This window comes from Panacagrimonas sp., from assembly GCF_965216805.1.
GTDB lineage: Bacteria > Pseudomonadota > Gammaproteobacteria > Nevskiales > Nevskiaceae > Panacagrimonas.
In genome coordinates, this window is sequence record NZ_CBDCGN010000002.1 from 997,599 (window position 1) to 1,023,412 (window position 25,814).

At 65.7% G+C, this 25,814-nt stretch carries 24 protein-coding genes and 1 pseudogene; 13 read left to right on the top strand and 12 right to left on the bottom strand.

The genetic code is table 11. The features are described 5' to 3' along the window. Positions 1 to 9: 9 nt before the first annotated feature. Positions 10 to 2,187 carry a type II secretion system secretin GspD gene (gene gspD / locus ACOOHP_RS04755; protein WP_420465313.1) on the bottom strand — a complete coding sequence of 726 codons (2,178 nt, stop codon included), beginning with the start codon at positions 2,185 to 2,187 and terminating at the stop codon, positions 10 to 12. Between the two features lie 3 nt (positions 2,188 to 2,190). After that, positions 2,191 to 3,078 (bottom strand): type II secretion system protein GspC, encoded by an 888-nt coding sequence (gene gspC / locus ACOOHP_RS04760; protein WP_420465314.1) that lies wholly within the window; start codon positions 3,076 to 3,078, stop codon positions 2,191 to 2,193. Positions 3,079 to 3,466: 388 nt separating this feature from the next. On the opposite strand from gspC, the gene ACOOHP_RS04765 reads away from it, so the two are divergent. The 6 genes from ACOOHP_RS04765 (at position 3,467) to ACOOHP_RS04790 (ending at position 8,507) form a co-directional block, all read left to right on the top strand. After that, complete coding sequence (locus ACOOHP_RS04765) at positions 3,467 to 4,138, top strand: TetR/AcrR family transcriptional regulator (protein WP_420465315.1); 672 nt, start codon at positions 3,467 to 3,469, stop codon at positions 4,136 to 4,138. After that, entirely contained in the window at positions 4,131 to 5,060 is a 930-nt protein-coding gene (locus tag ACOOHP_RS04770; protein ID WP_420465316.1) for a metal-dependent hydrolase, read from the top strand. Before ACOOHP_RS04765 ends, ACOOHP_RS04770 begins: the two co-directional genes overlap by 8 nt. Beyond that, a complete protein-coding gene (locus ACOOHP_RS04775) occupies positions 5,057 to 5,536 on the top strand; it encodes a hypothetical protein (protein ID WP_420465317.1) in 480 nt (159 codons plus the stop codon). Before ACOOHP_RS04770 ends, ACOOHP_RS04775 begins: the two co-directional genes overlap by 4 nt. 43 nt (positions 5,537 to 5,579) lie before the next feature. Continuing rightward, positions 5,580 to 6,092 carry a hypothetical protein gene (locus ACOOHP_RS04780; protein ID WP_420465318.1) on the top strand — a complete coding sequence of 171 codons (513 nt, stop codon included), beginning with the start codon at positions 5,580 to 5,582 and terminating at the stop codon, positions 6,090 to 6,092. 63 nt (positions 6,093 to 6,155) lie between these two features. Then, a complete protein-coding gene (locus ACOOHP_RS04785) occupies positions 6,156 to 7,157 on the top strand; it encodes an NADP-dependent oxidoreductase (RefSeq protein WP_420465319.1) in 1,002 nt (333 codons plus the stop codon). Between the two features lie 150 nt (positions 7,158 to 7,307). Beyond that, positions 7,308 to 8,507: an LLM class flavin-dependent oxidoreductase gene (locus ACOOHP_RS04790; RefSeq protein WP_420465320.1), complete on the top strand. Its 1,200-nt coding sequence runs from the start codon at positions 7,308 to 7,310 to the stop codon at positions 8,505 to 8,507. A 48-nt stretch (positions 8,508 to 8,555) separates the two neighbouring features. Here the strand turns inward: ACOOHP_RS04790 and ACOOHP_RS04795 are convergent, their stop codons facing one another. The 10 genes and pseudogenes from ACOOHP_RS04795 to ACOOHP_RS04840 form a co-directional block, all read right to left on the bottom strand. After that, complete coding sequence (locus ACOOHP_RS04795) at positions 8,556 to 8,780, bottom strand: DUF167 domain-containing protein (RefSeq protein ID WP_420465321.1); 225 nt, start codon at positions 8,778 to 8,780, stop codon at positions 8,556 to 8,558. A gap of 8 nt (positions 8,781 to 8,788) precedes the next feature. Then, a complete protein-coding gene (locus ACOOHP_RS04800; protein ID WP_420465322.1) occupies positions 8,789 to 9,139 on the bottom strand; it encodes a DUF4870 family protein in 351 nt (116 codons plus the stop codon). A gap of 90 nt (positions 9,140 to 9,229) precedes the next feature. Then, a complete protein-coding gene (gene ureG / locus ACOOHP_RS04805; protein ID WP_420465323.1) occupies positions 9,230 to 9,847 on the bottom strand; it encodes an urease accessory protein UreG in 618 nt (205 codons plus the stop codon). A 135-nt stretch (positions 9,848 to 9,982) separates the two neighbouring features. After that, positions 9,983 to 10,642 carry an urease accessory protein UreF gene (locus ACOOHP_RS04810; RefSeq protein ID WP_420465324.1) on the bottom strand — a complete coding sequence of 220 codons (660 nt, stop codon included), beginning with the start codon at positions 10,640 to 10,642 and terminating at the stop codon, positions 9,983 to 9,985. Then, positions 10,639 to 11,193, bottom strand: a complete 555-nt coding sequence (gene ureE / locus ACOOHP_RS04815) for an urease accessory protein UreE (RefSeq protein ID WP_420465325.1) — start codon at positions 11,191 to 11,193, stop codon at positions 10,639 to 10,641. Before ureE ends, ACOOHP_RS04810 begins: the two co-directional genes overlap by 4 nt. 184 nt (positions 11,194 to 11,377) lie before the next feature. Continuing rightward, entirely contained in the window at positions 11,378 to 13,096 is a 1,719-nt protein-coding gene (gene ureC, locus ACOOHP_RS04820; protein ID WP_420465326.1) for an urease subunit alpha, read from the bottom strand. Positions 13,097 to 13,203: 107 nt separating this feature from the next. Then, a pseudogene (locus ACOOHP_RS04825) lies at positions 13,204 to 13,512 on the bottom strand (urease subunit beta); the annotation flags it as partial. An 8-nt stretch (positions 13,513 to 13,520) separates the two neighbouring features. Beyond that, positions 13,521 to 13,823, bottom strand: coding sequence for an urease subunit gamma (gene ureA, locus ACOOHP_RS04830; protein WP_420465327.1), 303 nt, complete (start codon positions 13,821 to 13,823; stop codon positions 13,521 to 13,523). A 15-nt stretch (positions 13,824 to 13,838) separates the two neighbouring features. Next, complete coding sequence (locus tag ACOOHP_RS04835; protein WP_420465328.1) at positions 13,839 to 14,633, bottom strand: urease accessory protein UreD; 795 nt, start codon at positions 14,631 to 14,633, stop codon at positions 13,839 to 13,841. 92 nt (positions 14,634 to 14,725) lie between these two features. After that, on the bottom strand, positions 14,726 to 14,989 hold the full coding sequence (locus ACOOHP_RS04840; protein WP_420465329.1) for a hypothetical protein: 264 nt from the start codon (positions 14,987 to 14,989) through the stop codon (positions 14,726 to 14,728). 206 nt (positions 14,990 to 15,195) lie between these two features. On the opposite strand from ACOOHP_RS04840, the gene ACOOHP_RS04845 reads away from it, so the two are divergent. From ACOOHP_RS04845 to urtD, 7 genes are all read left to right on the top strand, one after another. Continuing rightward, positions 15,196 to 18,615, top strand: coding sequence for an ATP-binding protein (locus ACOOHP_RS04845; protein WP_420465330.1), 3,420 nt, complete (start codon positions 15,196 to 15,198; stop codon positions 18,613 to 18,615). Continuing rightward, positions 18,593 to 19,510 carry a response regulator gene (locus ACOOHP_RS04850; protein ID WP_420465331.1) on the top strand — a complete coding sequence of 306 codons (918 nt, stop codon included), beginning with the start codon at positions 18,593 to 18,595 and terminating at the stop codon, positions 19,508 to 19,510. Before ACOOHP_RS04845 ends, ACOOHP_RS04850 begins: the two co-directional genes overlap by 23 nt. Then, the gene (locus ACOOHP_RS04855) at positions 19,491 to 20,648 is read left to right on the top strand and encodes an outer membrane beta-barrel protein (RefSeq protein WP_420465332.1); all 1,158 of its coding nucleotides are present in this window, start codon (positions 19,491 to 19,493) and stop codon (positions 20,646 to 20,648) included. The genes ACOOHP_RS04850 and ACOOHP_RS04855 overlap by 20 nt, the downstream gene beginning before the upstream one ends. Before the next feature lie 81 nt (positions 20,649 to 20,729). Continuing rightward, entirely contained in the window at positions 20,730 to 22,001 is a 1,272-nt protein-coding gene (urtA, locus tag ACOOHP_RS04860; RefSeq protein WP_420465333.1) for an urea ABC transporter substrate-binding protein, read from the top strand. A 222-nt stretch (positions 22,002 to 22,223) separates the two neighbouring features. Next, entirely contained in the window at positions 22,224 to 23,819 is a 1,596-nt protein-coding gene (urtB, locus tag ACOOHP_RS04865; RefSeq protein ID WP_420466944.1) for an urea ABC transporter permease subunit UrtB, read from the top strand. Beyond that, the gene (urtC, locus tag ACOOHP_RS04870) at positions 23,819 to 24,946 is read left to right on the top strand and encodes an urea ABC transporter permease subunit UrtC (RefSeq protein ID WP_420465334.1); all 1,128 of its coding nucleotides are present in this window, start codon (positions 23,819 to 23,821) and stop codon (positions 24,944 to 24,946) included. Before urtB ends, urtC begins: the two co-directional genes overlap by 1 nt. Continuing rightward, positions 24,943 to 25,776, top strand: coding sequence for an urea ABC transporter ATP-binding protein UrtD (gene urtD / locus ACOOHP_RS04875; protein ID WP_420465335.1), 834 nt, complete (start codon positions 24,943 to 24,945; stop codon positions 25,774 to 25,776). Before urtC ends, urtD begins: the two co-directional genes overlap by 4 nt. Positions 25,777 to 25,814: the final 38 nt, after the last annotated feature.

Genomic DNA, 25,814 nt, shown 5'->3' on the forward strand with positions numbered 1-25,814 from the left:
CGTGCGGACTCAGGGCTGCTCGATAGCAGGCGCAGCCCCGCCGTCTGCGGGCGGCAGCGGTACCGGCTCGTCGGGCGGGGCCGTCGAACCGCCACCAGGCGGCGTCCGCGGCGCATCAAGCACGGCGGGCCGAGGGTCGTCGCCGTCGGGTTTGGCGCGGGCGGCGTCCTCGGCAGCGGCGGCCTGACGCTTGATGCGGGCCTGTTCGTCGCGCGCGGCGTAGGCGTCGTAGGGGTCGAGCAGGATGCGCTCGCCGCCGATCAGGGGGATGCGTTTGCCGGCGCCGGACGAATGCTGCAGCGTGCGCAGGTCTTCGTACTTGCGGCGCGAGTAATAGTCGCCGTCGGCCGCGCGGCGCAGGATCGCCGGTTTGATGAAGATCATCAGGTTGCGCTTGTCCTTGTTGACCGAGCGGAAGCGGAACAGCGAGCCGATCAGTGGGATGTCGCTGAGAAACGGCACGCCGCGCTGGGTGTCGTTGTAGTTGTCGTCGATCAGCCCGCCCAGTACCAGTACCTGGCCGTCCTCCACGCTGACTGTATTGGTCAGGGTGCGCTTGTTGGTGACCAGGTCCACGGCACCGCCACCGGATCCGGGCGCCAGGCTGGAGACTTCCAGGTTCAGTTCCAGCTTGATGCTGTTGCCCTCGTTGATCTGCGGTGTGATGCCCAGGGTCAGGCCCACGTCCTTGCGCTCGATGGTCTGGAACGGATTGAGCTGGGAGCCGCCGGTGGCGCCGGTGTTGCTGAAGGAGCCGGTGAGGAAGGGCACCTCCTGGCCTACCGAAATTTCGGCTTCCTCGTTGTCCATCGTCACCAGAGTCGGTGTGGACAGCACGTTGGAATCGCCGTCGCCCTTGATCGCCTTGAGCAGGATGGCAAAGCTGGTGCCGCTGCCGCCGAAACGGCCGCCGGCGATGTTGATGCCGTTGCCCAGCAGGCCCAGCGCAGCGAGGTCGGAGTTGGCGGAGCTGCTGGTTCCGGTGCCGGTGGAGCCGAGCTGACCCAGTCCCTGCACCGCGCCGAGCGTGGCCGGATCGAGGATGCCGGCGGCGGCGATACGCTCGCCGTTGAACACCGCCCAGTCGATGCCCAGCGAACTGGATCGGCTGGCACTGACCTCGGCGATGATCCCTTCCACCAGCACTTGTGCGCGGCGGATGTCGAGTTGCGCGATCACGTCGCGCACCTGGCGCATGGTCTTGGGCGGCGCGGTGATGATGATGGCATTGGTGTCGGGGTCTGCCAGCACACGCACGTCGCCGCTGCCGCCACCACGATTCGCGTTGGCTGCCTGGGCGCCGCCGGCCGGCGCGGCTCCGGGCGCGGTTTGGTTCACCTGCTGGGCATAGCCTTCCAGGATCGGAGCGAGGTTCTCGGCACTGGCATAGCGCAGGTACACCACTTGGGTGGCACCGTCTTCGCCGACCGGAATGTCGATCTGCCCCACGATCTCCAGCAGCTTCTGTCGTTCGGCGCGGTCGCCGGCGATCAGCACCGCGTTGGAGCGTTCGTCCGCGATCACCGCCACCGGTCGCTGGGTGGGATCCTGCTGGCCCTGCTTGTCGCCCTGATTGAGCGAGGTCAGTACCCGCACCACCTCGCTGGCGGTGGCGTGCTCCAGGCGCACGATCTCAATGCCGCGATCGCCGGACTGGTCGATCTGCCGGATCAGGCGTTCCAGCCGCTGCACGTTGGCGGCGCGATCCGAGATGATCAGCATGTTGCTGGGCGCGTAGGCCGCCAGGTGTCCCCACTGCGGCACCAGCGGGCGCAGGATGGGCACCAGCTGCGCGGCCGACACGTTCTGGATGGCGTAGACGTGGGTGACCACCTCGTCGATCGCCAGGCCGGCGCCGCCGGAGCTGTAGCTGCCGCCGTCCTGGCGGGCGTTGGTCTCCGGCACGATCTTGACGGTGTCGCCGGAAGGAATCGCCGCGAAGCCCTGCACCTGCAGCACCGCCAGGAAGGTCTCGTACAGCCCCGAGGAATTCATCGGGCTGGAGGAGATCACCGTCACCTTGCCTTTGACCCGCGGGTCGACGATGAAATTGCGGCCGGTGACCTCGCTGACGGTCTGGATCAGCGTGGTGATGTCTGCGTCCTTGAGATTAAGGGTGACGTCCGCACGGATCGCGCCGCTGTAAACGATGGCGACCGCGAGCAGCGCTCTAACGAGAGAATTCATGCGCTAGTTGAAATTGACGTTCACGGTCTGCGGTTGCCCGCCGCGTTCGACCACCACGGTCAGGCTGGTGGCGGAGCTGAGCTGGCCCAGCATCTGCAGGGCGGTGTTGGCATCATTCAATTGTATGCCATTGACTTCGGTGACCAGATCGCCCGGACGCAGCCCGGCGGCGGTGAAGATGGCGCGGTCGCGTCCGGGATAGATGCGATAGCCGCGCAACTGTCCGCCGCTGGACGAGGGCTGCATGCGGATGTATTCGGTGGCGCGGCTCGGGTCGTTGAGCAGCTCGTCGCGGATGGTGCTGAGCATGGCCGCGGTGTCGGCATTGCCTGACCCGGCGCCGCTGGCTGCCGATTCCACCGGCGCTGCGCGCGGCGCGTCCTTGTCCAGGCGCAGGGTTTCCAGCTGGCCGGCGCGCGACAGGATCACGCGGTCTGCAAAGATGGCCTGCAGGCTGACGCCGCGGACCACGTCGGCGCCGATGGCATAGGGCTTCTCCTCGCCGTTGGAGGAGCCGATCAGCGCGCGCGATCCGCGTTCGGCCGTAGCCGCCAGGATGCCCATCAGGGTCAGGTCCAGCCGCGTGTCCGGTGCCTCGCTCAGCGCATCCAGGCTGGGCGCCGCGTCCGCCGCGGCCTTGCCGTAGAGGTGCGCCGCGGCGATGGCCTCCACATCCGGCCCTTGGCGTGCCGCTGGACCGGCCGCGATGCTCGCCGGGGGCGGCGCCCAGCGCGCCGATTCCGGCACCGGCAGCAGCTTCCAGAACAGCAGCGCTGCGGCATAGGCCACCGCGCCGGTCAGCAGCCACTCGGCCATGCGCGGCAGCCGCCGGCCGTGCTGTTCGGCCAGACGGCGCAAAACCGGCGCAGTTTGCGAAAGGGTCGAGGGCATCCCGAATGATAGCTTGCGTCAGATGACGGCACGGGCAGGTTGGCGTGCATCGCGCCGACAGGGACGGCGCAATTGGTCCGGCGTTCGGGCCGGGGTCACTGTCGCAGCCATCGCGACGTCGGATCGTGTTCCAGTCCCCGGTCTCCGAATCGTCTCGGCGCCGCGGGCCCTGGGAGGGTGCGGTGATCGGCGGCCGTCGCACCCCGTTTCGACTGGCGCGGTCCGAACGATCGAGGAGCCACCCTGCCGAATCTCCGAAGACGTCCGCCGGCTTCGGTATCACCCATGGTTCACCGCAACGGAGCCTCGTCGCAGGTCTGAATTCCAGTCATGGAAGGTCTTTCCGAGATTAGTTGACGATGTTACGTTAATAGTGTCAACTGATTCTATGGCTCGAAAGCGACAGTCCCCGGATGAGCGCAGCCGCAAGCGCGAGGAGATCCTCGACGGCGCCATGGCGGTGTTCGAGAAGCACGGCGGCCTGGCGGCGCTGAGCCTGCGCCGGCTGGCCACGGAAATGTCCCTGAGCTACTCGGCGCCGTATCGCTACTTCGCCAGCAAGGAAGAGCTGGTCACCGCGCTGCGCGCGCGTGCCTATCGCTGGATCGAGGGCGTGATGCTCGAGGCCATCGACGGCCTGCCCCAGCCGGACCGCCAGCTCGAGGCCCTGGCCGCGGCCTACATCCGCAACGGCGTGGAGCGACCGCACCGCTACGCGCTGATGTTCTTCAATCTCGACGACGGCGGCATCGCCCGGCGCTCGATCGAGTTCCGCGCCGCCAAGCACGATGCGCTGGACGTGTGCACGCGCGTCATCACGGCGGGGCAGGCCGACGGCAGCCTGCCCGCGCAGATCGATCCGCTCACCGCCAGCCACCTGTTCTGGATCGGCGCGCACGGCCTGGTGTCGCTGCAGGTGGCGGGCCAGTTCGAGATGGGGCGCAGCTTCGACGCGCTGGTGCCGGTACTGATCCAGACACTGCGCACCGGCATGGAACATTACGCGGCGGCCAACGGCCGCCCGTCCGCCATCAAGGCCCGGGAGGAGAACCATGGCTGATCACCTGTCCGCAATCGTTGCCGAGCGCGTGCCGGTACCGCGCAGCATTCCCTTCGAGTTCCCCGACGACCTCGATCCGCACTGGAAGCCGGACGACCCCGAGTTCTGCGCCATGGTCAACGGCGCGTCGCTGACCATGCCCTACCTCGAGCCGTTCCTGATCAAGACCGTGCGCGAGGCCATCCAGGGCATCGACGACGCACACGTGCAGGAGACCGGCCGCGCGTTCAACACCCAGGAACAGCATCACTACAAGGCGCACCGTCGTTTCAACGAACTGCTCAAGGCCAGGCGCTATCCAGAACTGGCGGTGATCGAGGACGACTTGAAGGCTTCGTACGCGAAGCTGTCGCAGCGCTCGCTGCGCACACGCATGGCCTACACCGCCGGCTTCGAGGCGATGACCCTGGGCGTGACCCGCTGGCTGATCGAGAACCGCGTGCGGCTGTTCGGCAATTCCGACACGCGCGTGGCCTCGTTCGTCCTCTGGCACTTCGTCGAGGAAGCCGAACACAAGCTGGTGGCCTTCGACGTCTACCGCGCCGCCTGCGGCGGCGGGATCGCGGGCTACTTCGCGCGCATGATCGGCGTCTTCCATGGCTCGCTCGACGTCATGTGGTATTCGATGCGCGGCTACAAGGCGATCCTGCAGAAGGACGGCCTGTGGAGCCGCATGCGTTCGCGCCTGCGACTGGCCGCGCACCTGTGGAGCTTCGTGCGCACCGTGGCGCCCTACCTGTTGCGCGCCGCGCTGCCCGGGCACAACCCGCGCCACGAACGCGATCCGCAGTGGGTGCAGGACTGGCTGGCCGGTCACGCACGCAGCGGCGGCGATGCGATTCCCCTGCTCGATACGCGCGACCCGGTGATCCCGGTGCCGTTTGCGTCCTCGAACACGCTGGCCGCCGGGAGCGCCTCATGATTTCCGTCGAAGAGCTCAAGCCCCTTCGCCGCCTGATGATCGGCCACGGCGCGCTGCTGATCTTCGTCGGTGGCGTGATCGGCTTCGGTTTCCTGTTCTTCCTGATCGGCGAAATCAGCCTGTGGCCGATACCGGGAAAGATCGACTACCAGATGCCCGGCACCTACGACGCCTGGCGCATGGCGCACATGGAGGCGATCGTCAACGGCGCGATCATCTGGATCGGCGCCGCGGTGCTGCCGCACATGCCGTTCACGATGGTCGGATTGCGGCGCGTGGTCTACGGCATGCTGGTGATTGCCTGGACCATCGTCATCGCTTCGGCCTTTGACCCGATCTTTCCGGAGAGCCGCGGCCTGGCGGTGAGTGACTCGCTCACCAACAACATCGCGTTCGGCCTGTTCTACATCGGCGTCGGCGGCGTGATGATCCTGATGGCGATCATCGCCTGGAAGGCGCTGCGCCCCGAGCGCTGATCGAACCCCGCGGCGCGCTGCCGGCTCTCACCTGGGAGGAGACATGAACCACAGCGACACGCTGCAACGCGCGGCCGAGCGCGGCCGCTCGAGGCTGCTGATGCACGGCGCCATCATCGCCGTGATCGGATTGCTGTCCGGCTTCGGGCTGGTGTTCGTCATCCTCGAGTCGGTGACGGTGTGGCCGCTCACGATTCCCACCGATGCCCCGTTCCCCGGCAGCGAGCGCGGCTGGCGCGTGGCCCACGTCGCCGGCGTGATGAACGGGCTGATGATGATGATCATCGGCTTCGCGCTGGTGCATGTGCTGCCCGGCCTGCGCGCGCAGGCCTGGATCGTGTGGGGCATGGTCTACACCGGCTGGGGCAACACGATCTTCTTCCACTGCGCGAACGTCTCCAGCAATCGCGGCCTGTCCGCCGGCACCACCCGCTTCGGCGAAGCAGACCTCGCCGGCATGGTCGGCTACCTTGTGGGGGGCAGCACGATTCCCTTCACCGTGATCGCGGTATCGTTGATCGGCCTGTCCGCGCACCGGATGCTGCGCCGCGCCTGAGCTTCGGTCCGCTATCTGCGCGACCAGTGCTGAATTCCAACTGACCACCATCGGAGAGACCCCGTGAACCGTGTCATCTATCTCAAGCAGACCCCAGAGGCCGAACTCAGGGCCGAGCATTTCGAGCTGCGCGAGGAGGCCGACCCGAGTCCGGCGCAGGGCCAGGTGCTGGTGCGTAACCTGCTGATGTCGATCGACGCCGCCAACCGCGCCTGGATGCACGGCCGTACCTACCGCGACCAGGTCAAGCCGGGCGATGCGATGGCGACCTACACCCTGTCGCAGGTGATCGAGAGCAAGGCGGATGCATTCAAGGCCGGCGACATCGTGCTGGCCGACGGCATCTGGGCCGACCGCTTCGTGGTCGCGCCGGCCAAGCTCACGCCGATGCCGGATCACCGGCCGCTGAGCCACCTGCACTCGCTGCTGGGCATCGCCGGCCTCACCGCGTACCACGGCCTGCTCAAGTTCGGGCGGCCCAAGGAGGGCGAGACCGTGGTGGTGTCGGCCGCGGCGGGATCGGTCGGCACCTTCGTCGGCCAGATCGCGCGGCTCAAGGGATGTCGCGTGGTCGGCATCGCTGGCGGCAAGGACAAGACCGACTGGCTCAAGTCCGAACTCGGCTTCGACGACTGCGTGGACTACAAGTCCGGGGATCTGGGCAAGCAGCTGCGCGCGGCCTGCCCCGAGGGCATCGACGTGTATTTCGACAACGTCGGCGGCGACGTGCTCGAAGCGGTCATGGCACAGATGAACGACTTCGGCCGCATCTCCTGCTGCGGCGCGATTTCCGGCTACGACAAGGGGCACAAGCCGCGCATGACCTCGTTCCCGATGTCGGTGGTGGTCAAGCGCCTGTCGGTGCACGGGTTCATCGTGCTCGACCACGCCGACGAACACCCGCAGGCCATGGCGGATCTGGCGAAGTGGGCGGCCTCGGGGCAGATCAAGGTCGCCGAGGACATCGTCGATGGCCTGGAAAACGCCCCACAGGCGCTGGTCGGTCTGCTCAACGGCAACAACCGCGGCAAGCGCATGGTGCGGGTGGCGCCGGATCCGGAATAGAACCGGAAGCCTCCGGCGCGGCGCCTGAAGCCGAATCCTTCGACGCCGCGCCCACGCTACAGGTGGGACGCGGACTAGGGCGAGCCCCTGCCGGGTCGACGTGCCCGACGAGTGCGTCCAACATCGCGCTTAAACCGCGAGGAGAACCCCATGGAAGTCGCCGCCTTCTATCTGCCCAGCCTGGGCCGCAAGGAAGAGATCGAGCAGGGCATGGCCGGCAAGCGCACCGACCTCTACCAGCGCATGCTGGTGGAACTCTCGGAGCAGATCGGCTTCATGGACGAGCACGGCTACTACGGCGCCGGCACCACCGAGCACCATTTCCACATCGAGGGCGAGGAAGTCTCAACCAATCCGGTTCTGCTCAACCTCTACTTCGGCCTGCGCACCAAGCGCATGAAGTTCGGCCAGCTCGGCAATGTGCTGCCCTGCCTGAATCCGGTCAACCGCGCCGAGGACATCGCGATCGCCTCGCAGATGCTGCAGGGCCGCGTGTTCGCCGGCTTCGCCCGCGGCTATCAGGGGCGCTGGGTCAATGTGCTGGGCCAGCACTATGGCCTGGGCGAGCCCGGCAAGGGCGAGGATTACGAAGAACTCAAGCGCTCCCTGTTCGAGGAGCACTTCGACATCATGATGACCGCCTGGAAGCACGACACCTTCAGCTACCACGGCAAGCACTGGCAGATTCCCACGCCGGGCATCCAGTGGCCGGCGGCCAAGACCAGTCGCGCCTACGGCAAGGGCGTGGACGAAAACGGCATCATCCAGGAGATCGGCATCGCGCCCGGGCTGTACAACAACCAGATCCCGGATCTGTTCATGCCTTTTGCCACCTCGGAGCGCTCCATCCAGTGGGCGATGGAACGCGGCGTGGTGCCGGTGACCATCATGACCCACCCCGACGTTGTGCGCGGGCACTTCCTGGCCGGGCAGGAGGCCGCGCAGCGCGCCGGCCTGGATTACAAATACGGCCAGGGCATGGCCATGAGCCGCGAGGTCATCGTTGCCGATACCGACGAGGAGGCCGAACGCATTGCCCGCGACGCCGGCGCCTTCATCTGGTGCAATTTCTTCCAGCCGTTCGGCTTCAACGCCGCCATCGCCACGCCGGAAGAAAAGAATCCGTTCACCGTGCCCAACAGTTTCGAGGCGATCTCCGAGCGCGGGCTGGTCATCCACGGCAGCCCGGACACCGTCAACCGCAAACTGGAAGCGCTGTTCAAGCAATTGCCGGTTGATTACTTCTGGATGTTCATCTACAACCACATGCCGCACGACGCCCTGATGCGCAGCCTGGAACTGCTGACCACGCGCGTGTGGCCCAACTTCTCCGACAAGATCCGCGGATGACGATGGCCGGCGGTAGCCGGGCCGCAGGTATCGCGACGCAGCCTGCGTTCAGCTGGCGAGTTGCACCCGTTTCAGGCGCGAGCCCGCCCCGGTCTTGATTTCGACCTGCGATCGGCGCAAGTCGAAATGCGCGGCGATCAGCGCGATCAAGGCCTCGTTGGCTTTGCCATCGACCGGCGGCGCCTCGACCTGCGCCAGCCAGGTGCCGTCGGCGCATTCGGTCAGGGTTTGCACTCGTGCGCCGGGCTTGACCCTGACCTGCAGCCGCCGCATCGCGCGCGTCAGACCGGCATGGGCTTGCGTTCGGTGTAATTGAGCACGCCGCGTACGATGCGGTAGATCCACCACACCGCCAGCACCAGAAAGCCCAGCGCGCCGATAAACACCATGGTCAGCAGGGCGCAGACAAAGGCCCATAGCAGGCCCCACCAGAACGTGCGGATCAGCCAGCGGTGATGGCTGCCCACGAAGCTGCTGCCGGTCTCGCCGGCCTTGAGGTGGTTGACGATCACCCCGGCGATCGCGGTGATGCCGTTGAACACGGCCAGGCCGTGCAGGATGTAGGCAATCAGCAGCGTGGTGCGTTCGGACTCGGTGCCGTCGGCGGTGGGGGCAAGCGATTCGTTGTTCATGGATCGGCCTCGGTCTGGGAATTGGCGGACGGCAGTAGCAGCTGGCGCATCTTTTCAAGAATCCGGACCCGCCGTCCACGGCACTGACGTTCAGGCCGCGAATGCCAGCATGCCCTGACGTTCGATGAAACGGATCACCGCGTCGACGCCGGTCCCGGTTTTCAGATCGGTCATCACGAACGGCCGCTCGCCGCGCATGCGTTGGGCGTCGTGCGCCATCACGTCCAGCGAGGCGCCGACATAGGGAGCCAGATCGATCTTGTTGATGACCAGCAGGTCGGCCTTGGTGATACCGGGGCCGCCCTTGCGCGGAATCTTCTCGCCACCGGCAACGTCGATCACGTACAGCGTCAGGTCGCTCAGTTCCGGGCTGAATGTCGCCGCCAGATTGTCGCCGCCGGACTCGATGAAGATCAGTTCCAGATCGGGGAAGCGCTTGCTCATGCGGTCGACCGCCTCCAGATTGATGGAGGCATCTTCGCGGATCGCGGTATGCGGGCAGCCGCCGGTCTCCACGCCCATGATGCGTTCGGCGGGCAGCGCGCCGGCCGCCACCAAGAGGCGTTCGTCCTCGCGGGTGTAGATGTCGTTGGTGATGACGGCGAGCCGATGATGCTCGCGCATGCGCTTGCAAAGCACCTCGACCAGCGTGGTCTTGCCGGAGCCGACCGGTCCGCCGACGCCGACGCGCAAGGGGGATGCGTTCATGGTTCTCCATCTCGGTTGCAAAAAATCGCTTGTTGCCGACCGCCTGGAACCGTCCTTCCTGCACGGAATTCACCGGCGCATACGGACCTGCGGGAAACGCGAGCCGACCTCTGCTTCATTGCCGACACTGCCAGCTCAACTGCGGAACAAGCGCGAGTATTGCGCTTCGTGCTGGCAACTGAGAATCGCCAGCATCGGGGTCTGTGTGCTCAGCTTCTCGTCTCCAAGCGACTGTGCCTCCGCGGCCGCCGCCTCGATTCCGCCTCGCAAACCCAGCAGCAGGCGCTGGCCGGCGGATTGGCCCAGAGGCACGGTCTTGAGCGCGGCCATCACCTGATTCTCGACCCAACCATAGAGATAGGCCTGCAGGCCGTCGTGCTCGTCGATGTGCCAGCACACGCAGGCCCAGGCATGCGCGCTGGGATAGGCGATCTCGCCGTCGGCCAGTGGCGAAGCGTGGCCCAGTTGGGTCATCAGCTGCATCAGCGAATAACCCATCTGCAGCGTCTCGGCACGCAACTCGCCGGTTTCGCGCGTGGCCAGGAACTCGTCATTGCATTCCTGCGCCGACACCACGTCGCGCACGGCCAGCGCGCGATGCAGACGCAGCCACTGAGGGGCTTCGTAGCGCGCCAGCACCAGGCGCAAGCCCTGCTCGATCCATCGCCCGGCGCTGGCCTGATCGTGCACCATCCCGCAATCGATCGCGCTCTCCAGGCCTTGCGAATAGCTGTACGCTCCCACCGGCAGGGCCGGGCTCGCTAGTTGCAGCAGGGCGGTCAGCGAGGCGGTCATCGCAGCAGATGAAACTGCTGGCCGGAGAAATCCGGCGCGGAATCGCCATGGGCCAGGCGCGACAATTGTTCGCCCAGCATGCCTCCGGAGACGTCGTGATCGTGGCGATGACCGCCACCGTAAGCGCCGGCTTCGGGCTCGAATGGGGCGATCGCCTCGCTTACCCGGAGACCCAGGCGCAGCAGCAGCTCGCGCAGAACGCCATCGCGTTCCAGCAGCAGGACGCCGGGCTGCAACTGCACCGGAACATGGCGGTTGCCCAGGTGATAGGCCGCGCGCAGCAGGTCGAAATGCGGGTCTTTGGAATCCGGCGCGGCTTGCACGCGATAAAGCGCCTCGGCCGAGGCAAGCAGTTCGATCACCCGGCCGTCATCCGCCTGCAGCTGGTCGCCGCCGCGCAGCACCGTGCCGCGCGGCAGGAACAGGCCGGCTTCCTCGTCGTTGTCCAGGTGCACGCGCAGTCGGCTCTTGCAGCGCTCGGCGTAGGGCAGGGTCAGGCGGCGCTGGGCGAAGTCGACGCGCGCCGGCAGCCGGCGCTCGATGCGGATCATGCCAAGACGCCTTGCAACCCGGCCCCGCACGGCGAGGCCGGCGCCATGTTCGAGCCGAAGACGCTGTGCTGTTCCGACGGTAGAACGTAGCCCGGTTTGGCGAACGCCAAGCCGGGACGGATTGGATGGGCGAAATCCCGGCTTCGTTGGCGCGAAACCGGGCTACGGCCGGAGGTCGTTCTCATCAGAACAGAAAGTAGCGTTGCGCCATCGGCAGCACGCTGGCGGGTTCGCAGCTCAGCGACTCGCCGTCGGCGATGACCTCGTAGGTTTCCGGGTCGACGCTGATCCTCGGTTGCAGGTTGTTGTGCACCATGTCGCGCTTGCCGATGCTGCGGCAGTTCTTCACCGCAACAACGGGTTTCTGCAGGCTGTAGCGCTCGCCCACCTTGGCCTTGGCCGCGGCCTGCGACACGAAGCTAATCGAGCTGCGCGTGAGCGAGCCGCCCGCGCTGCCGAACATCGGCCGGTAATGCACCGGCTGCGGCGTCGGGATCGACGCGTTCGGATCGCCCATCGCGGCCGCCGCGATCACGCCGCCCTTGAGAATCAGCGAGGGTTTCACACCGAAGAACGCCGGCTTCCAGATCACGAGGTCGGCCCACTTGCCGACTTCGACCGAGCCGACGATGTGCGAGACACCGTGCGCGATCGCGGGATTGATCGTGTACTTGGCGACGTAGCGCTTGACGCGGAAGTTGTCGTGCCGCGCGGTGTCGCTGGCGAGCGCACCGCGCTGCGTCTTCATCTTGTGCGCGGTCTGCCAGGTTCTGATGATGACTTCGCCGACTCTGCCCATCGCCTGACTGTCGGACGAGATCATCGAGAACGCGCCGATGTCGTGCAGGATGTCCTCGGCCGCGATGGTCTCCTTACGGATGCGCGACTCGGCGAAGGCCACGTCCTCCGCGATGCTCGCATCGAGGTGGTGGCAGACCATGAGCATGTCGAGATGCTCGTCCAGCGTGTTCACGGTGTAGGGGCGCGTCGGATTGGTCGAGGACGGCAGCACGTTCGGCTCGCCGCAGACCTTGATGATGTCCGGTGCGTGGCCGCCGCCTGCACCTTCCGTGTGGTAGGTGTGAATCGTGCGGCCCTTGAACGCCTTCACCGAGTGTTCGACGAAGCCGGACTCGTTGAGCGTGTCGGTGTGGATCGCGACCTGGGTGTCAGTGTCCTCGGCGACCGACAGGCAGCAGTCGATGGATGCGGGCGTGGTGCCCCAGTCCTCGTGCAATTTCAAACCAATCGCCCCGGCCTTGATCTGTTCGAGCAGCGGCGCCGCCTGGCTCGCGTTGCCCTTGCCGAGGAAGCCGATGTTCATCGGGTAGGCGTCGGCGGCTTGCAGCATGCGTTCGAGATGCCAGGGACCGGGCGTGCACGTTGTCGCGAACGTTCCGGTCGCGGGGCCGGTGCCGCCGCCGATCATGGTGGTGACGCCGGACATCAAGGCCTCTTCGATCTGCTGCGGGCAGATGAAGTGGATGTGGCTGTCGATGCCGCCGGCGGTCACGATCATGCCTTCGCCGGCGATGACCTCGGTGCCGGCACCGATGACGATATTCACGCCCGGCTGGATGTCCGGATTGCCGGCCTTGCCGATGGCGCTGATACGCGAGTTCTTGATGCCGATATCGGCCTTGACGATGCCCCAGTAGTCGACGATCAGCGCGTTGGTGATCACGGTGTCGGCCACGTATTTGGAAACGCGCTGCGACTGGCCCTGACCGTCGCGGATCACCTTGCCGCCGCCGAACTTCACTTCCTCGCCGTACGATCCGGCGAGCAGGGTGAAGTCCTTCTCCACCTCGATCAGCAGTTCGGTGTCGGCGAGCCGCACACGATCACCGACGGTGGGACCGAACATCTCGGCATAGGCGCGGCGGGTGATGGAGGCGGTCATCGGGTCTTCCTCCCGTAGCCTGGGTGCAACCCGGGGCTTTTCGTTCCCGGCGAGGAACGGCCCCGGGTTGCACCCGGGCTACGCTTGCTCTTCGTCGCGGACTTTGGTTTGTCGAGCGGCCCGGAGATCAGCGCGTTGAATCCAAACACGACGCGATCCCCGCCAAGCGCGACCAGTTCCACCGTGCGTTCCTGCCCCGGCTCGAAGCGCACCGCGGTGCCGGCCGCGATGTTGAGCCGGAAACCGCGCGCGGCCTTGCGCTCGAAGCGCAGCGCCGGGTTGGTCTCGAAGAAGTGGTAATGCGAGCCGACCTGGATCGGGCGGTCGCCGCTGTTCGCGACGACCAGGGTCACGGTCTTGCGCCCGACGTTGAGTGCGAGTTCGCCGTCGTCGATCAGCAGTTCTCCGGGAATCATGCGCGGCCTCAGACGATGGGATTGTGGACGGTCACCAGCTTGGTGCCGTCCGGAAACGTCGCCTCGACCTGGATGTCCGGAATCATTTCCGGCACGCCATCCATGACTTCGGCACGCGTCAGCAGCGTCCGACCACTGCTCATCAGCTCGGCCACCGTGCGGCCATCACGCGCGCCTTCCAGGATCGCGGCACTGATGTAGGCCACCGACTCGGGATAGTTGAGCTTGAGGCCGCGCGCCTTGCGCCGTTCGGCCAGCAGGCCGGCAGTGAAGATCAACAGCTTGTCTTTTTCTCTTGGTGTCAGTTCCATCGAATCGTCGGTTCCTCAGGTCGCCCAGATGCGTGGCAGATCGGCACCGCCGCCGCACAGCGCGGGGCGCAGCAACTGCCAGATGCGGGTCAGCGCCTGCCGTGCACGTTCCACCGACTCGCTCAGTGCCCGTGCCAGCCACAGGCCGTGTTCGAAGCGGGTGATGCCCAGCGCCACGCCGGGTTCTTCGATCTCGCGACAGGCCTGCAACAGGCTGTCGTCGGCCGGCAGACCGAGCGCCCACAGGCTGCCCAGCGCGCGGGCACCGTTCCAACCCAGGGGCGAGGCACGCAGCGCATCGGTGGCATCCAGCCGCGAACGCTCCATCCACAGCAGGCGGTCGTCGCGACGCAACTCGGTGACCTGATGCAGGTAGCCGCTGCGGAAATCCTCCCCGGAAGCCTTGCGTCCGAGCATCCACAAATCCCAGCCGCAGATTCGAGCCTTGCGGGTGCAGGCCAGTTGCGTGCGGACCTGGATGCGTGCGTCGTCATAGACGATGGCCTCTTGTGGCAGCCACTCCAGCACGGCGCCATCCGCGACCTGCAGACGCAGCGTCTGCGAGGCCTGCGCACCGCCGGACCGATACCACTTGGCTGCGCCGGGGGTGGTGACGCGCAGTTGCGACTGCGCCTCGATGTCGATGTCAAAGTGCAGTTGATCGCCGCCGGCGATGCCCGAGGGCGGATGCAGCAGCAGCACCTCGGCGCGAGCCGGGGTTTCCGGGTACAGGATCTTCTGCACCCGCAGCGGCCCTCGATGGTGCATGTGCGCCAGAACGGTGCACGACCCGCGGCGCTCGAACTTCAAAGCCAACTCCGCGTGCCAGCCGGTGGTGCCCGTAGACGTCCCGCCGGGAGCCTGTGGGCAGTTCGACGCCATCGTCGGCCGGCCGTCGAACATCAATGGCGAGGTCGGCGCCCGCGATCCGACCGCGGCTGCGCGGTCGGCGGCCGGCGCTTGAATGCCCACAGGCTGGCCCCGGCAATGGCCACCATTGCCAGCAGGACCGGCAAGCCGTGGGCGCCAAGCGCGTGATGCAGCAACACGGACATCAGATTGCCGTGATCGTGTCCGGGGTGGGCCTGGACGGCGCTGCCGATCGGCAGCAGGGATGAGCCAACACAGGCGCCGGTGGCGCGGGCCCACCGCAATGGCCGTTTCATGCGCGGTTCCTCGTTGTGAATGTTCGATGCCCTGCGTACCGCAAGGATTGCGCCACGCGACCGCGACCGCGAGTCGGGACTGTGGAAGCCCGGTAGGCGCTTGTTCATACGTCAATTGACGTAGTCGGCGGCCGCGGCAACGGCCCGCTTATTGCGCCCTGCCTCGGGACGGCGGGCACCTGGCCCTGCCATTGAACTCGCGCCGCATGACCACCGCTTCATCCCAGACCCCGCAGGGCAGCAGGCACGACGGACCGCCGATCCAGCGGATCGTCAAGCTGCGCCGCGACTACAACACCTGGGTGGCCAACGAGTCGATCGAGGACTACGCGCTGCGCTATACCGCGCGCAGTTTTCGCAAGTGGTCGCCGCTGCGCGTGGCCAACACGGCGTTCGGTTCCATCGCCTTTCTGCTGTTGGAGGCGGTGGGCGCATCGATCCTGTTGTCCTACGGCTTCACCAATGCGTTCTGGGCCATCGTGTTCGCCTCGGTGGTGATCTTCCTGGTGAGCCTGCCGATCTCCTGGTACGGCGCCAAGTACGCGCTGGACATGGACCTGCTAACGCGCGGTGCCGGTTTCGGCTACATCGGCTCGACCATCACCTCACTGATCTACGCCAGCTTCACCTTCATCTTCTTTGCGCTCGAAGCCACCATCATGGCGATCGCGCTGCGGCTGTGCTTCGACATGCCGCTCACCGTCGCCTACCTGGTCAGCGCCCTGGTGGTGATTCCGCTGGTGACGCACGGCATCACCCTGATCAACCGCTTCCAGGCCTGGACCCAGCCGCTGTGGCTGATCCTGCTGGCAGCGCCGTACGTGTTCGTGCTGATGAAGTCGCCGGAGAGCGTGCGCGAGCTCACCGATTTCGTCGGCCAGGGCAGCGCCGGCTTCGATCTGCTGATGTTCGGCGCCGCCGCCAGCCTGGTGCTGGCGATGGTGCTGCAGGTCGGCGAGCAGATCGACTTCCTGCGTTTCCTGCCGGAGAAGACCCGCGCCAATCGGGTGAGCTGGACCGCCAGCCTGCTGATCGCCGGACCCGGCTGGATCGGCTTCGGCGCGCTGCGCATGCTCGGCGGCGCGCTGCTCGCATTCGTGGCGATGAAGCATCTGGTGCCGGCACAGCACGCGCTGGAGCCGGCCACCATGTATCTGCATGCGTTCGGCTACGTGTTCGAGTCGCCGCAACTGGCGTTGATCGCAATGACGGTGCTGGTGGTGCTCAGCCAGCTCAAGATCAACGTCACCAACGCCTATGCCGGCTCGCTGGCCTGGTCGAACTTCTTCGCCAGAGTCACGCACAGCCATCCCGGCCGGGTGGTATGGGTGGTGTTCAACGTCGGCATCGCGTTGCTGTTGATGCAGCTCGGCGTGTTCGCCGCACTGCAGAAAGTACTGGGCCTGTACTCGAACATCGCCATCGCCTGGGTCGGTGCGCTGGTGGCGGACCTGGTCATCAACAAGCCGCTGGGACTGTCGCCCAAGGGCATCGAATTCAAGCGCGCGCACCTCTACGACATCAACCCGGTCGGCGTCGGCAGCATGCTGATCGCCTCGCTGATCTCGGTGTCCGCCTACGCCGGTATGTTCGGACCCTACGCGCAGGCCTTTTCAGCCTTTATCGCGCTGGTCACCGCGTTCGTCTGTGCACCGCTGATCGCCTGGGGCACCGGTGGTCGCTACTACATTGCGCGACAGCCCGACGCGACCCTGTTGAAGGCGCGCAAGGCGCAGCGCTGCTGCATCTGCGAGAAACGCTACGAGCCCGAGGACATGGCGATGTGTCCGGCCTACCGTGGCCCGATCTGTTCGCTGTGCTGTTCGCTGGACGTGCGCTGCCATGACCGCTGCAAACCCGGGGCCGGCTTCGCGGATCAGTTTGCAGTGCTGGCGCGGCGGCTGCTGCCGGCGGCGGCATCGACGCAGTCGCAGACGCGCGTGGGTCAGTTCCTGCTGCTGTTCACCGGCGCAGCGGTGCTGCTGGGCCTGGTGCTGGGCGCGATCTACGCCTACCAGGTGGCCTACGCGCCGGCCCCGATTCCGGCACTGCAGTCCAGCCTGTTGACGCTGTATGCGGTGTTGATGCTGGGCTGCGGCGTCGGTGGGTGGTGGGTGGTGCTGACCGCCGAGAGCCGGCGCGTGGCGCAGCAGGAAACCGACCGTCAGACCGAACTGCTGATGCGCGAGATCGAGGCGCACCAGAAGACCGACGCCGACCTGCAGACCGCCAAACAGATTGCGGAGCGCGCCAACCAGGCCAAGAGCCGCTACGTCAACGGCATCAGCCACGAGCTGCGTACCCCACTCAACAGCATTCTGGGCTATGCCCAGGTACTGGAGCATGACCCTGCCATTCCGGCGCACCGGCGCGAGGCGCTGGCGGTGATCCGCCGCAGTGGCGATCACCTGGCATCGCTGGTGGATGGCTTACTGGACCTGGCCAAGATCGAGAGCGGCAAGCTGGCGCTGGAGACCGAGGAACTGCGTCTGCCCGAATTCATCGAGCAGATCGTCGGCATGTTCCGCCTGCAGGCGCAATCCAAGGGCGTGAGCTTCGAGCATGTCGTGAGCGGCCGCCTGCCCGCGGTGGTGCGCGCCGACAAGAAGCGCCTGGGTCAGATCCTCATCAACATCCTCGGCAACGCGGTCAAGTTCACCGATCGCGGCGGCACCAAGCTGGAAGTGCGCGCGCGGCGCGACATCGTGAGTTTCGAAATCCGCGACAGCGGTGCCGGCATTGCGGCCGAGGACCTGGAGCGCATCTTCCTGCCGTTCGAGCGCGGTCCCAGCGCAGCGACGACCTCGCAGATCGGCACCGGGCTGGGCCTGACCATCGCGCGCATGCTCACCAATCTGATGGGCGGCGAGCTCAGGGCCAGCAGCAGTCCGGGCGCCGGCAGCGTGTTCGAGGTGCGCCTGTTCCTGCCCGAGGTACGCAACCCGCAGCCGCGACCGGAGCCGCCGCCGCTGGATATTTCCGGCTACGCCGGTCCGCGTCGCAGTCTGCTGCTGGTCGACGACACCACGGTCGACCGTGAATTCCTGGCCAGCATCCTGCAGCCGATCGGCTTCGACGTGGTGCAGGCTTCTTCCGGTATCGAGGCCCTGCGCGCGGTGGCCAGCGCGGCTCCCGATCTGGTGTTGCTGGATATCGGCATGCCGGGCATGAACGGCTGGGAAACCGCACGCCTGATGCGCACGCAGGTGTCCGGGCATCTGCCGGTGGTGGTGATCTCGGCGGACCAGTTCGACACCGCGCAGGCGGCCAGCGCCAGTATCGGCGTGGAGGATTTTCTGGCCAAGCCGGTGAGTGTTGCACGTCTGATGGAGCGCATCCGTCAGCGCCTGGATCTGATCTGGATCACCGGTGTGCGACCGATCGCTGTCCTCGAATCCATGGTCGCCACGCCACCGCTGGATCGCACCGAGCTATCGGTGCTGCGTCAGCTCGGCGACCTCGGTCACGTGCGCGGCATTCTGGATCACCTGGACCAGCTCGACCTGCGCGATCCCCGGCATGCGGCCCTGACCGCGCGGCTGCGCCGCCACGTCAAGGCCTTCGAGCTCCCCGAATACATGCGCGTGCTGCAGGAGGTGTCGGATGACACAGCCGAGCACTACTGAGGCGCCCGCGGTGGTGATGATCGTGGACGACGTGCCCGCCAATCTGGCGATGCTGCACGACGCGCTCGAACAGGCCGGGTACCGCGTGCGTGTCGCCACCAGCGGGGTGCGCGCGCTGGAAAGCGTCCAGCTCGAACCGCCGGATCTGATCCTGCTGGACGCCGTGATGCCGGGACTGGACGGATTCGAAACCTGCCGGCGTCTGAAGTCCGATCTGGTCACGCGGCATATCCCGGTGCTGTTCATGACCGGACTCACCGACTCCGACGATGTCGTCCGCGGCTTTGAGTGCGGCGGCGCCGATTACGTCACCAAGCCCGTCCGTACGCAGGAGGTACTGGCACGCATCGGCGCGCACCTGAGCAACGCCCGCGTGATGGCCGAGGCGCAGCAGGCCGCCGATGCCGCGGGCGACGCCATCGTCGCGGTGGACGTCGACTGCCGCGTGCGTTGGGCGACGCCGTTGGCGCGGCGCTGGCTGGGTGACGTGCTTGATGCCGATGCGCGCCTGCCCGCGGCCCTGCGTCAATGGTTGGGCAGGAACCTGGACAGCAGCTTCAACTGGCCCGGCGTGGATCGCCGGCTGGTGTTCAGCCGCCTGGGTGCCGCGCGCGGTGGTGATCGCCGCCTGCTGATTCAAAGCCAGGTTCATGTGCCGGAACCTGCTGCGCTGATGCGTGCCCTCAAGCTCACTCAGCGCGAGGCCGAGGTGCTGCACTGGGTGGCGCTGGGCAAGACCAATACCGAAGTCGGCGCCGTGCTGGAGATGAGTCCGCGCACGGTCAACAAGCACCTCGAACACATCTTCCAGAAGCTCAGCGTGGAAACACGCACCGCCGCGACCACGGTCGCCATCAACAAGGGGAGGACGGGCAATGCGCCTGCCGACGCCTGATGCCGTCGCGGGAGCGGCGCGAGCTCGCGACAGGAAGTGCCGACGTCGGTTGGGGGAGAAGGACTTTGTTTCGGGGCCTGGTGCCCATTTTGGCTGTACAGACAGGGAGATGAACGTGGACAAGCAAGACGTGGGAACACGGCGGATGAGCCGGATCAACAAGGCAACGCGCTGGGCATCGGCACTGATGGCCGCGGGCGCCGCGGGTGCCATGCCGGTGGCACATGCCGAGATCGAGTTGGGGAAGGGCTTCAGCATCGCCGGCTTTCTCGACATGTCGTACTCGAACTTCTCGCCCGATGAAGGATCGAGCACGGAAAGCATCGGCATCGATCAGTTCGAGACCACTTTCAAATATGCCGGGTCGCAGGGTGTTTCCGCCCAAGTCGATATCGAATACGGCGAGGGCTTCGATGGCAGCGACGACGAGACCTTCGTCGAGCAGGCATTTGTCACCAAGGCGTTTACCGAGCAGTTCAGCGTCAAGGTGGGCCGCTTCCTGAGCTACAGCGGTTGGGAAACCGAAGAGCCCACTGGCCTGTTCCAGTTTAGCGGCACCGGCTACGCCAAGTACTTCTACGGCTTCTACCAGAACGGCGCGTCGGCCTTCTACGGCGGCAGCAAGTTCGCCCTCATGGGCTCTGTCGTCACCAGTCCCTTCAATCCGAACGACCGCAACAGCGTCGAGGACGTCGACGACAAGATGGGATACGAAGTGGGCTTGGCGCTGATGCCCGCCGATGGCCTGACCGCCAAGGCGTTCTTCATCTCGGATCAGGACACCGACACCGACGTCGTCAACGTCTGGGCGTCCTACGCGGCCGCGGGATTCACCTTCGCGGGCGAATTCAACACGGTCGAATACGGTGCTTCCAGCGCGGTCGTGGATGGCGACGGCGATGGGTTTCTGTTGATGGGCAACTACGCCACCGGACCTTTGGGATTCACGGTCCGCTATCACGACTTCGAGATCCAGACCGCCTCCGGCGCCACCGCCGACGACGGCAGCGCCATCACCCTCGCGCCCAGCTACAAGGTCGGCGACAACCTGCTGCTCGTGTTCGAGTACCGCATGGATGAGTCCGATACCAACGGCGATTCGGACACGGTCGCGGTCGAAGCCCTGTTCACGTTCTGATTCGACAGATTCAGCGTCATCCACGCGTCGGCGGTCACCGGCCGGCGCCGGCATTTTCACCTCAACAACGGAGTCTGCTTCATGAAACTCAAAATCATTCTGGCGGCCGCCGCGCTCGGCGCAGCCAGCTTCACCTCGCATGCGGCCGACACCATCAAGGTCGGCGTGCTGCACTCGCTGTCCGGCACCATGGCGATCTCGGAGACCACGCTGAAGGACACCGTCCTGATGATGATCGACGAGCAGAACGCCAAGGGCGGCGTGCTCGGCAAGAAGCTCGAAGCGGTGGTGGTCGATCCGGCCTCCAACTGGCCGCTGTTTGCCGAGAAGGCCGAGCAGTTGCTGGTCAAGGACAAGGTCGCGGTGACCTTCGGCTGCTGGACCAGCGTGTCGCGCAAGTCGGTGCTGCCGGTGTTCGAGAAGAACAACGGCCTGCTGTTCTACCCGGTGCAGTACGAGGGTGAAGAGTCGTCCAAGAACGTCTTCTACACCGGTGCGGCGCCCAACCAGCAGGCGATCCCGGCGGTGGACTACCTGATGAACGAGATCGAGGTCGAGCGCTGGGTTCTGGCCGGCACCGACTACGTCTACCCGCGCACCACCAACAAGATTCTCGAGGCCTACCTGACGGCCAAGGGCGTGGCGGCCGAGGACATCATGATCAACTACACGCCGTTCGGGCATTCCGACTGGCAGTCGATCGTGTCGGACATCAAGAAGTTCGGCAGCGCCGGCAAGAAGACCGCGGTGGTTTCGACCATCAACGGCGACGCCAACGTGCCGTTCTACAAGGAGCTGGGCAACCAGCAGATCTCGGCCGAAGACATCCCCGTGGTGGCGTTCTCGGTGGGCGAGGAAGAACTCGCCGGGCTCGATACCAAGCCCCTGGTCGGCCATCTGGCGGCGTGGAACTACTTCATGAGCGTGGATGATCCGGCCAACAAGGCTGCCATTTCGCAGTGGCAGAAGTTCATCAAGAACGACAAGCGCACCTTCAACGACCCCATGGAAGCCACCGTCATCGGCTTCCAGCTCTGGGTGGCTGCAGCGGAGAAGGCGGGCACGGTGGATGTCGACAAGGTGTCCGAAGCCATCATCGGCCTGGAAGTGCCCAATCTCACCGGCGGCACCGCCAAGATGCTGCCCAATCATCACCTGACCAAGCCGGTGCTGATCGGCGAGGTGCGCGAGGACGGCCAGTTCGACATCGTCTGGCAGACCGATGGCGAAGTTCCCGGCGACGCCTGGAGCGATTTCCTGGAAGGGTCCAAGGACATCGAAGCCGATTGGGTGACGCTCAAGTGCGGCAACTACAACACCAAGACCAAGGCCTGTTCGGGTCAGAACTATTGAGGTTCGCGTTCGTCGCAAGGTCTGGAAAAAGCTCCTGAGGTCCCCTGGGGGCCGGCTGCAGGTTTGCGCCTGCAGTCGGTTTTTTCCGGGCACCCCAAAACATTGGCGAGATTCGTGCAGAAGACGAGATCGATGCTCATGCTCTCAACATCCGCCGTCGGCAGGTTTTGGCACCGGGCCCTCCCCAGGGCAGGCCTGCTTGCCGTGATCGCCGTGGCGGCGATGTTCGGCCCCGTGCCGGCGCCGGCGCAGCCGCCCCCGCCCGCCGATCTGGCGCAGACGTTGGCGCCTCTGGCTAACGCCAATTTCCGCCAGAAGCAGGACATTGCCGTGGCGGTCGCGCAGAGCGCCGAGCCCGGTGCGCGCGCCACCCTCGCGGCGTTTCTGGACGGCGAGTTGTATGCGCGAGAGGCCGATGGCGCGGTGCTCATCGGCAAGCCCGACGGCGATGCGCTGGCGCTGACCGATCCGGTCTCCCTGAAAAGCCTGACGACGGTTCCGGCCGAGGGTTACAAGAAGATCGGCACCAATAATTCGTTGCGCAAGCTGCTGCGTGGGCTGGTGGCACAGATAGACCTCAACGACGAGGACGCTGACGTGCGGCGCGCTGCGATCCGTGAGTCGCTGCGCAATCTGGACGCCGACACGGTTGCGGCTTTTCGCGCGCGGCTGCAGGTGGAAACCAGTGCGCGGGTGAAGCGGGCGCTGCAGGTGGGCCTGGCCATGGACGACCTCGGCAGCGCCGATGTCGAGCGGCGCCTGGCCGCGGTGCGCACGCTCGAAGGGGAGTACGCCGCCGAGGTGCATAACCGCCTGCGCACGCTGGTGGAGCGGGACAGTTCGGGCGCCTATGCCGAGCCGGACGTTCGGGTGCGCGATGCGGCGCGCGAGGCGCTGGCGCAGATCGATTCGCGGCGGCAGCTCTACGGTATGGCCGAGACCCTGTTCTTCGGACTTTCGCTGGGGTCGGTGCTGGTGCTGGCGGCGATCGGGCTGGCCATTACCTTTGGCGTGATGGGGGTGATCAACATGGCGCACGGCGAGTTGATCATGCTGGGCGCCTACACCGCTTATGTGATGCAGCTGTTGATGCCCGATCATCTGGGCTGGTCGCTGATTCTGTCCGTGCCTGCCGCGTTCGTCGTGTCGGGGCTGTTCGGGGTGGCGATCGAACGCGGCATCGTGCGCCATTTGTACGGGCGTCCACTGGAGACGCTGCTGGCGACCTTCGGACTTTCGTTGATCCTGCAGCAGCTGGTGCGCTCGGTGTTCTCGCCCAACAACCGGCCGGTGGCGATTCCCGATTTCATGAGCGGCGTGTGGCAGATCAACGAGCTGTTCGCGCTGACCTACAACCGTCTGTACATCCTGCTGTTCTCGCTGATCGTGTTTGCCGGACTGCTGATGGTGCTCAAGCGCACGCCGCTGGGCTTGCAGGTGCGCGCGGTATCGCAGAATCGCGCGATGGCACGCGCCATGGGCGTGCGCAGTTCGTTCGTCGACGCCGCCACCTTTGGCCTCGGTGCCGGCATCGCCGGCATCGCCGGAGTGGCGCTGTCGCAGCTCACCAACGTGGGCCCCAATCTGGGCCAGGCCTACATCATCGATTCGTTCATGGTGGTGGTGTTCGGCGGGGTCGGGAACCTGTGGGGCACCTTGATCGGCGGCATGTCGCTGGGCGTGATCAACAAGCTGCTGGAGCCCTATGCGGGGGCGGTCCTGGCCAAGATCCTGGTGTTGGTGGCACTGATCCTGTTCATCCAGCGCAAGCCCAGAGGCCTGTTCCCGCAGAAAGGCCGCGCCGCGGAGGGCTTGTGATGAATCCCGTCCAGTCCTATCGCGGCCTGCTGCGCAACGATCCCGGCTCGGGTGCGTTCTTCACGGTGTTGGCGCTGGTGACGTTGCTGGTGCCCGTGCTGAATCTGGCGGTTCCGGAAGGCAATCCCCTGCACATCAGCAGCTACACCGTGACCTTGCTGGGCAAGTATCTGTGCTTCGCGCTGCTGGCGGTTGCGGTGGACCTGATCTGGGGGTACTGCGGCATTCTCAGTCTGGGGCATACCGCGTTCTTCGCCCTGGGCGGTTACGCGATGGGCATGTACCTGATGCGCCAGATTGGGACGCGCGGCGTCTATGGCGATCCAGTGTTGCCGGACTTCATGGTGTTCCTGGACTGGAAGGAGCTGCCGTGGTTCTGGCACGGCATGGACATGTTCTGGTTTGCCATGCTGATGGTGTTCCTGGTGCCCGGGCTGCTGGCCTACGTGTTCGGCTGGCTGGCATTTCGCTCGCGGGTCACCGGTGTTTATCTTTCCATCATCACCCAGGCGCTGACCTACGCACTGCTGCTGGCGTTCTTCCGCAACGAGATGGGTTTCGGCGGCAACAACGGGCTGACCGACTTCAAGGAACTGCTCGGCTTCGACCTCGGTCAGCCCGGCGTGCGCGCAGGATTGTTCGTGGTGACGGCGATCAGTCTGGGGCTGGGCTACTTCGCCTGTCGTTATATCGTCCGCTCGCGTTTCGGACGGGTGGTGCAGGCGATTCGCGATGCCGAAAGCCGCGCGCGCTTCATCGGCTACCGGGTGGAGAACTACAAGCTGTGGCTGTTCGTGTTCTCCGCGATGCTCGCAGGTTTGGCCGGCGCCTTGTATGTGCCGCAGGTGGGCATCATCAACCCCGGTGAGTTTGCGCCGATCAACGCGATCGAGATCGTGATCTGGGTGGCGGTGGGCGGGCGCGGCACCTTGTACGGCGCCGTGGTCGGCGCGCTGGTGGTGAACTACGCCAAGACCGTGCTCACCGGCAGCTTTCCGGAAATCTGGCTGTACGGCCTGGGCGCGCTGTTCGTGGTGGTGACACTGTTCATGCCCAAGGGAGTGGTCGGCTTGATGCCCAAACTGCAGGGCTTGCTGATGAGACGAAAAGGGGTGTCGAGCTCATGAGCGTTCTCGGTACGCTGGAGCGCCTGACGGACCGTTCCCAGGTGTTCGATTTCATGTCGCACCAGGCGCGCGCGCCGCGTCTGGACCTTTCGCACAACATCATTTTGTATCTCGAAGGCATCACCGTCAGCTTTGATGGCTTTCGCGCGCTGAACAATCTGTCCCTGTATGTGGAGGCCGGCGAGCTGCGCTGCATTATCGGACCCAACGGCGCCGGCAAGACCACAATGATGGACGTCATCACCGGCAAGACCCGGCCCGACGAGGGCTCGGCCTGGTTTGGTCAGACCGTGGATCTACTGGCCCTGACCGAACCCGAGATCGCCGAAGCCGGAATCGGGCGCAAGTTCCAGAAGCCCACCGTTTTCGGCGAGCACTCCGTGTTCGAGAACCTGGAGCTGGCCATGGCCGGCGACAAGTCGGTGTGGAAGATGCTGTTTGCGCGGATGACCCCGGAACAGCATCTGCGCATCGACGAGGTGCTGGAGACCATCGGCCTGCAGGCGCATCGTTCGGCGCTGGCCGGTTCGTTGTCGCACGGCCAGAAGCAATGGCTGGAGATCGGCATGCTGCTGATGCAGGACCCGGCGCTGCTGCTGGTGGACGAGCCGGTCGCCGGCATGACGCCGCAGGAGACCGAGCGCACCGCCGAACTGCTGGTGTCGCTGGCCGGCAAGCGGTCCGTGGTGGTGGTGGAGCACGACATGGATTTCGTGCGCTCCATTGCGCGCACGGTGACGGTGCTGCACCAGGGTTCGGTGTTGGCCGAAGGCCGCATGGATCAGGTGCAGAACGATCCCAAGGTGATCGAGGTGTATCTCGGTGACTGATCTGCGCGAGAAAAACCTTGCCACGGATGGCACGGATA

What these genes read in the sequence shown, in the direction of transcription:
- urtD (WP_420465335.1), top strand. Translation starts at nt 24,943, where the DNA reads ATGAGCGTTCTCGGTACGCTGGAGCGCCTGACGGACCGTTCCCAGGTG.
- ACOOHP_RS04775 (WP_420465317.1), top strand. Translation starts at nt 5,057, where the DNA reads ATGATTTCCGTCGAAGAGCTCAAGCCCCTTCGCCGCCTGATGATCGGC.
- ACOOHP_RS04795 (WP_420465321.1), bottom strand. Translation starts at nt 8,780, where the DNA reads ATGCGGCGGCTGCAGGTCAGGGTCAAGCCCGGCGCACGAGTGCAAACC.
- urtB (WP_420466944.1), top strand. Translation starts at nt 22,224, where the DNA reads ATGTTCGGCCCCGTGCCGGCGCCGGCGCAGCCGCCCCCGCCCGCCGAT.
- ureG (WP_420465323.1), bottom strand. Translation starts at nt 9,847, where the DNA reads ATGAACGCATCCCCCTTGCGCGTCGGCGTCGGCGGACCGGTCGGCTCC.
- gspD (WP_420465313.1), bottom strand. Translation starts at nt 2,187, where the DNA reads ATGAATTCTCTCGTTAGAGCGCTGCTCGCGGTCGCCATCGTTTACAGC.
- gspC (WP_420465314.1), bottom strand. Translation starts at nt 3,078, where the DNA reads ATGCCCTCGACCCTTTCGCAAACTGCGCCGGTTTTGCGCCGTCTGGCC.
- urtC (WP_420465334.1), top strand. Translation starts at nt 23,819, where the DNA reads ATGAATCCCGTCCAGTCCTATCGCGGCCTGCTGCGCAACGATCCCGGC.
- ureE (WP_420465325.1), bottom strand. Translation starts at nt 11,193, where the DNA reads ATGATCCGCATCGAGCGCCGGCTGCCGGCGCGCGTCGACTTCGCCCAG.
- ACOOHP_RS04840 (WP_420465329.1), bottom strand. Translation starts at nt 14,989, where the DNA reads ATGAAACGGCCATTGCGGTGGGCCCGCGCCACCGGCGCCTGTGTTGGC.
- ACOOHP_RS04845 (WP_420465330.1), top strand. Translation starts at nt 15,196, where the DNA reads ATGACCACCGCTTCATCCCAGACCCCGCAGGGCAGCAGGCACGACGGA.
- ureC (WP_420465326.1), bottom strand. Translation starts at nt 13,096, where the DNA reads ATGACCGCCTCCATCACCCGCCGCGCCTATGCCGAGATGTTCGGTCCC.
- ACOOHP_RS04800 (WP_420465322.1), bottom strand. Translation starts at nt 9,139, where the DNA reads ATGAACAACGAATCGCTTGCCCCCACCGCCGACGGCACCGAGTCCGAA.
- ACOOHP_RS04850 (WP_420465331.1), top strand. Translation starts at nt 18,593, where the DNA reads ATGACACAGCCGAGCACTACTGAGGCGCCCGCGGTGGTGATGATCGTG.
- ACOOHP_RS04770 (WP_420465316.1), top strand. Translation starts at nt 4,131, where the DNA reads ATGGCTGATCACCTGTCCGCAATCGTTGCCGAGCGCGTGCCGGTACCG.
- ACOOHP_RS04765 (WP_420465315.1), top strand. Translation starts at nt 3,467, where the DNA reads ATGGCTCGAAAGCGACAGTCCCCGGATGAGCGCAGCCGCAAGCGCGAG.
- ACOOHP_RS04855 (WP_420465332.1), top strand. Translation starts at nt 19,491, where the DNA reads ATGCGCCTGCCGACGCCTGATGCCGTCGCGGGAGCGGCGCGAGCTCGC.
- urtA (WP_420465333.1), top strand. Translation starts at nt 20,730, where the DNA reads ATGAAACTCAAAATCATTCTGGCGGCCGCCGCGCTCGGCGCAGCCAGC.
- ACOOHP_RS04810 (WP_420465324.1), bottom strand. Translation starts at nt 10,642, where the DNA reads ATGACCGCCTCGCTGACCGCCCTGCTGCAACTAGCGAGCCCGGCCCTG.
- ureA (WP_420465327.1), bottom strand. Translation starts at nt 13,823, where the DNA reads ATGGAACTGACACCAAGAGAAAAAGACAAGCTGTTGATCTTCACTGCC.
- ACOOHP_RS04790 (WP_420465320.1), top strand. Translation starts at nt 7,308, where the DNA reads ATGGAAGTCGCCGCCTTCTATCTGCCCAGCCTGGGCCGCAAGGAAGAG.
- ACOOHP_RS04780 (WP_420465318.1), top strand. Translation starts at nt 5,580, where the DNA reads ATGAACCACAGCGACACGCTGCAACGCGCGGCCGAGCGCGGCCGCTCG.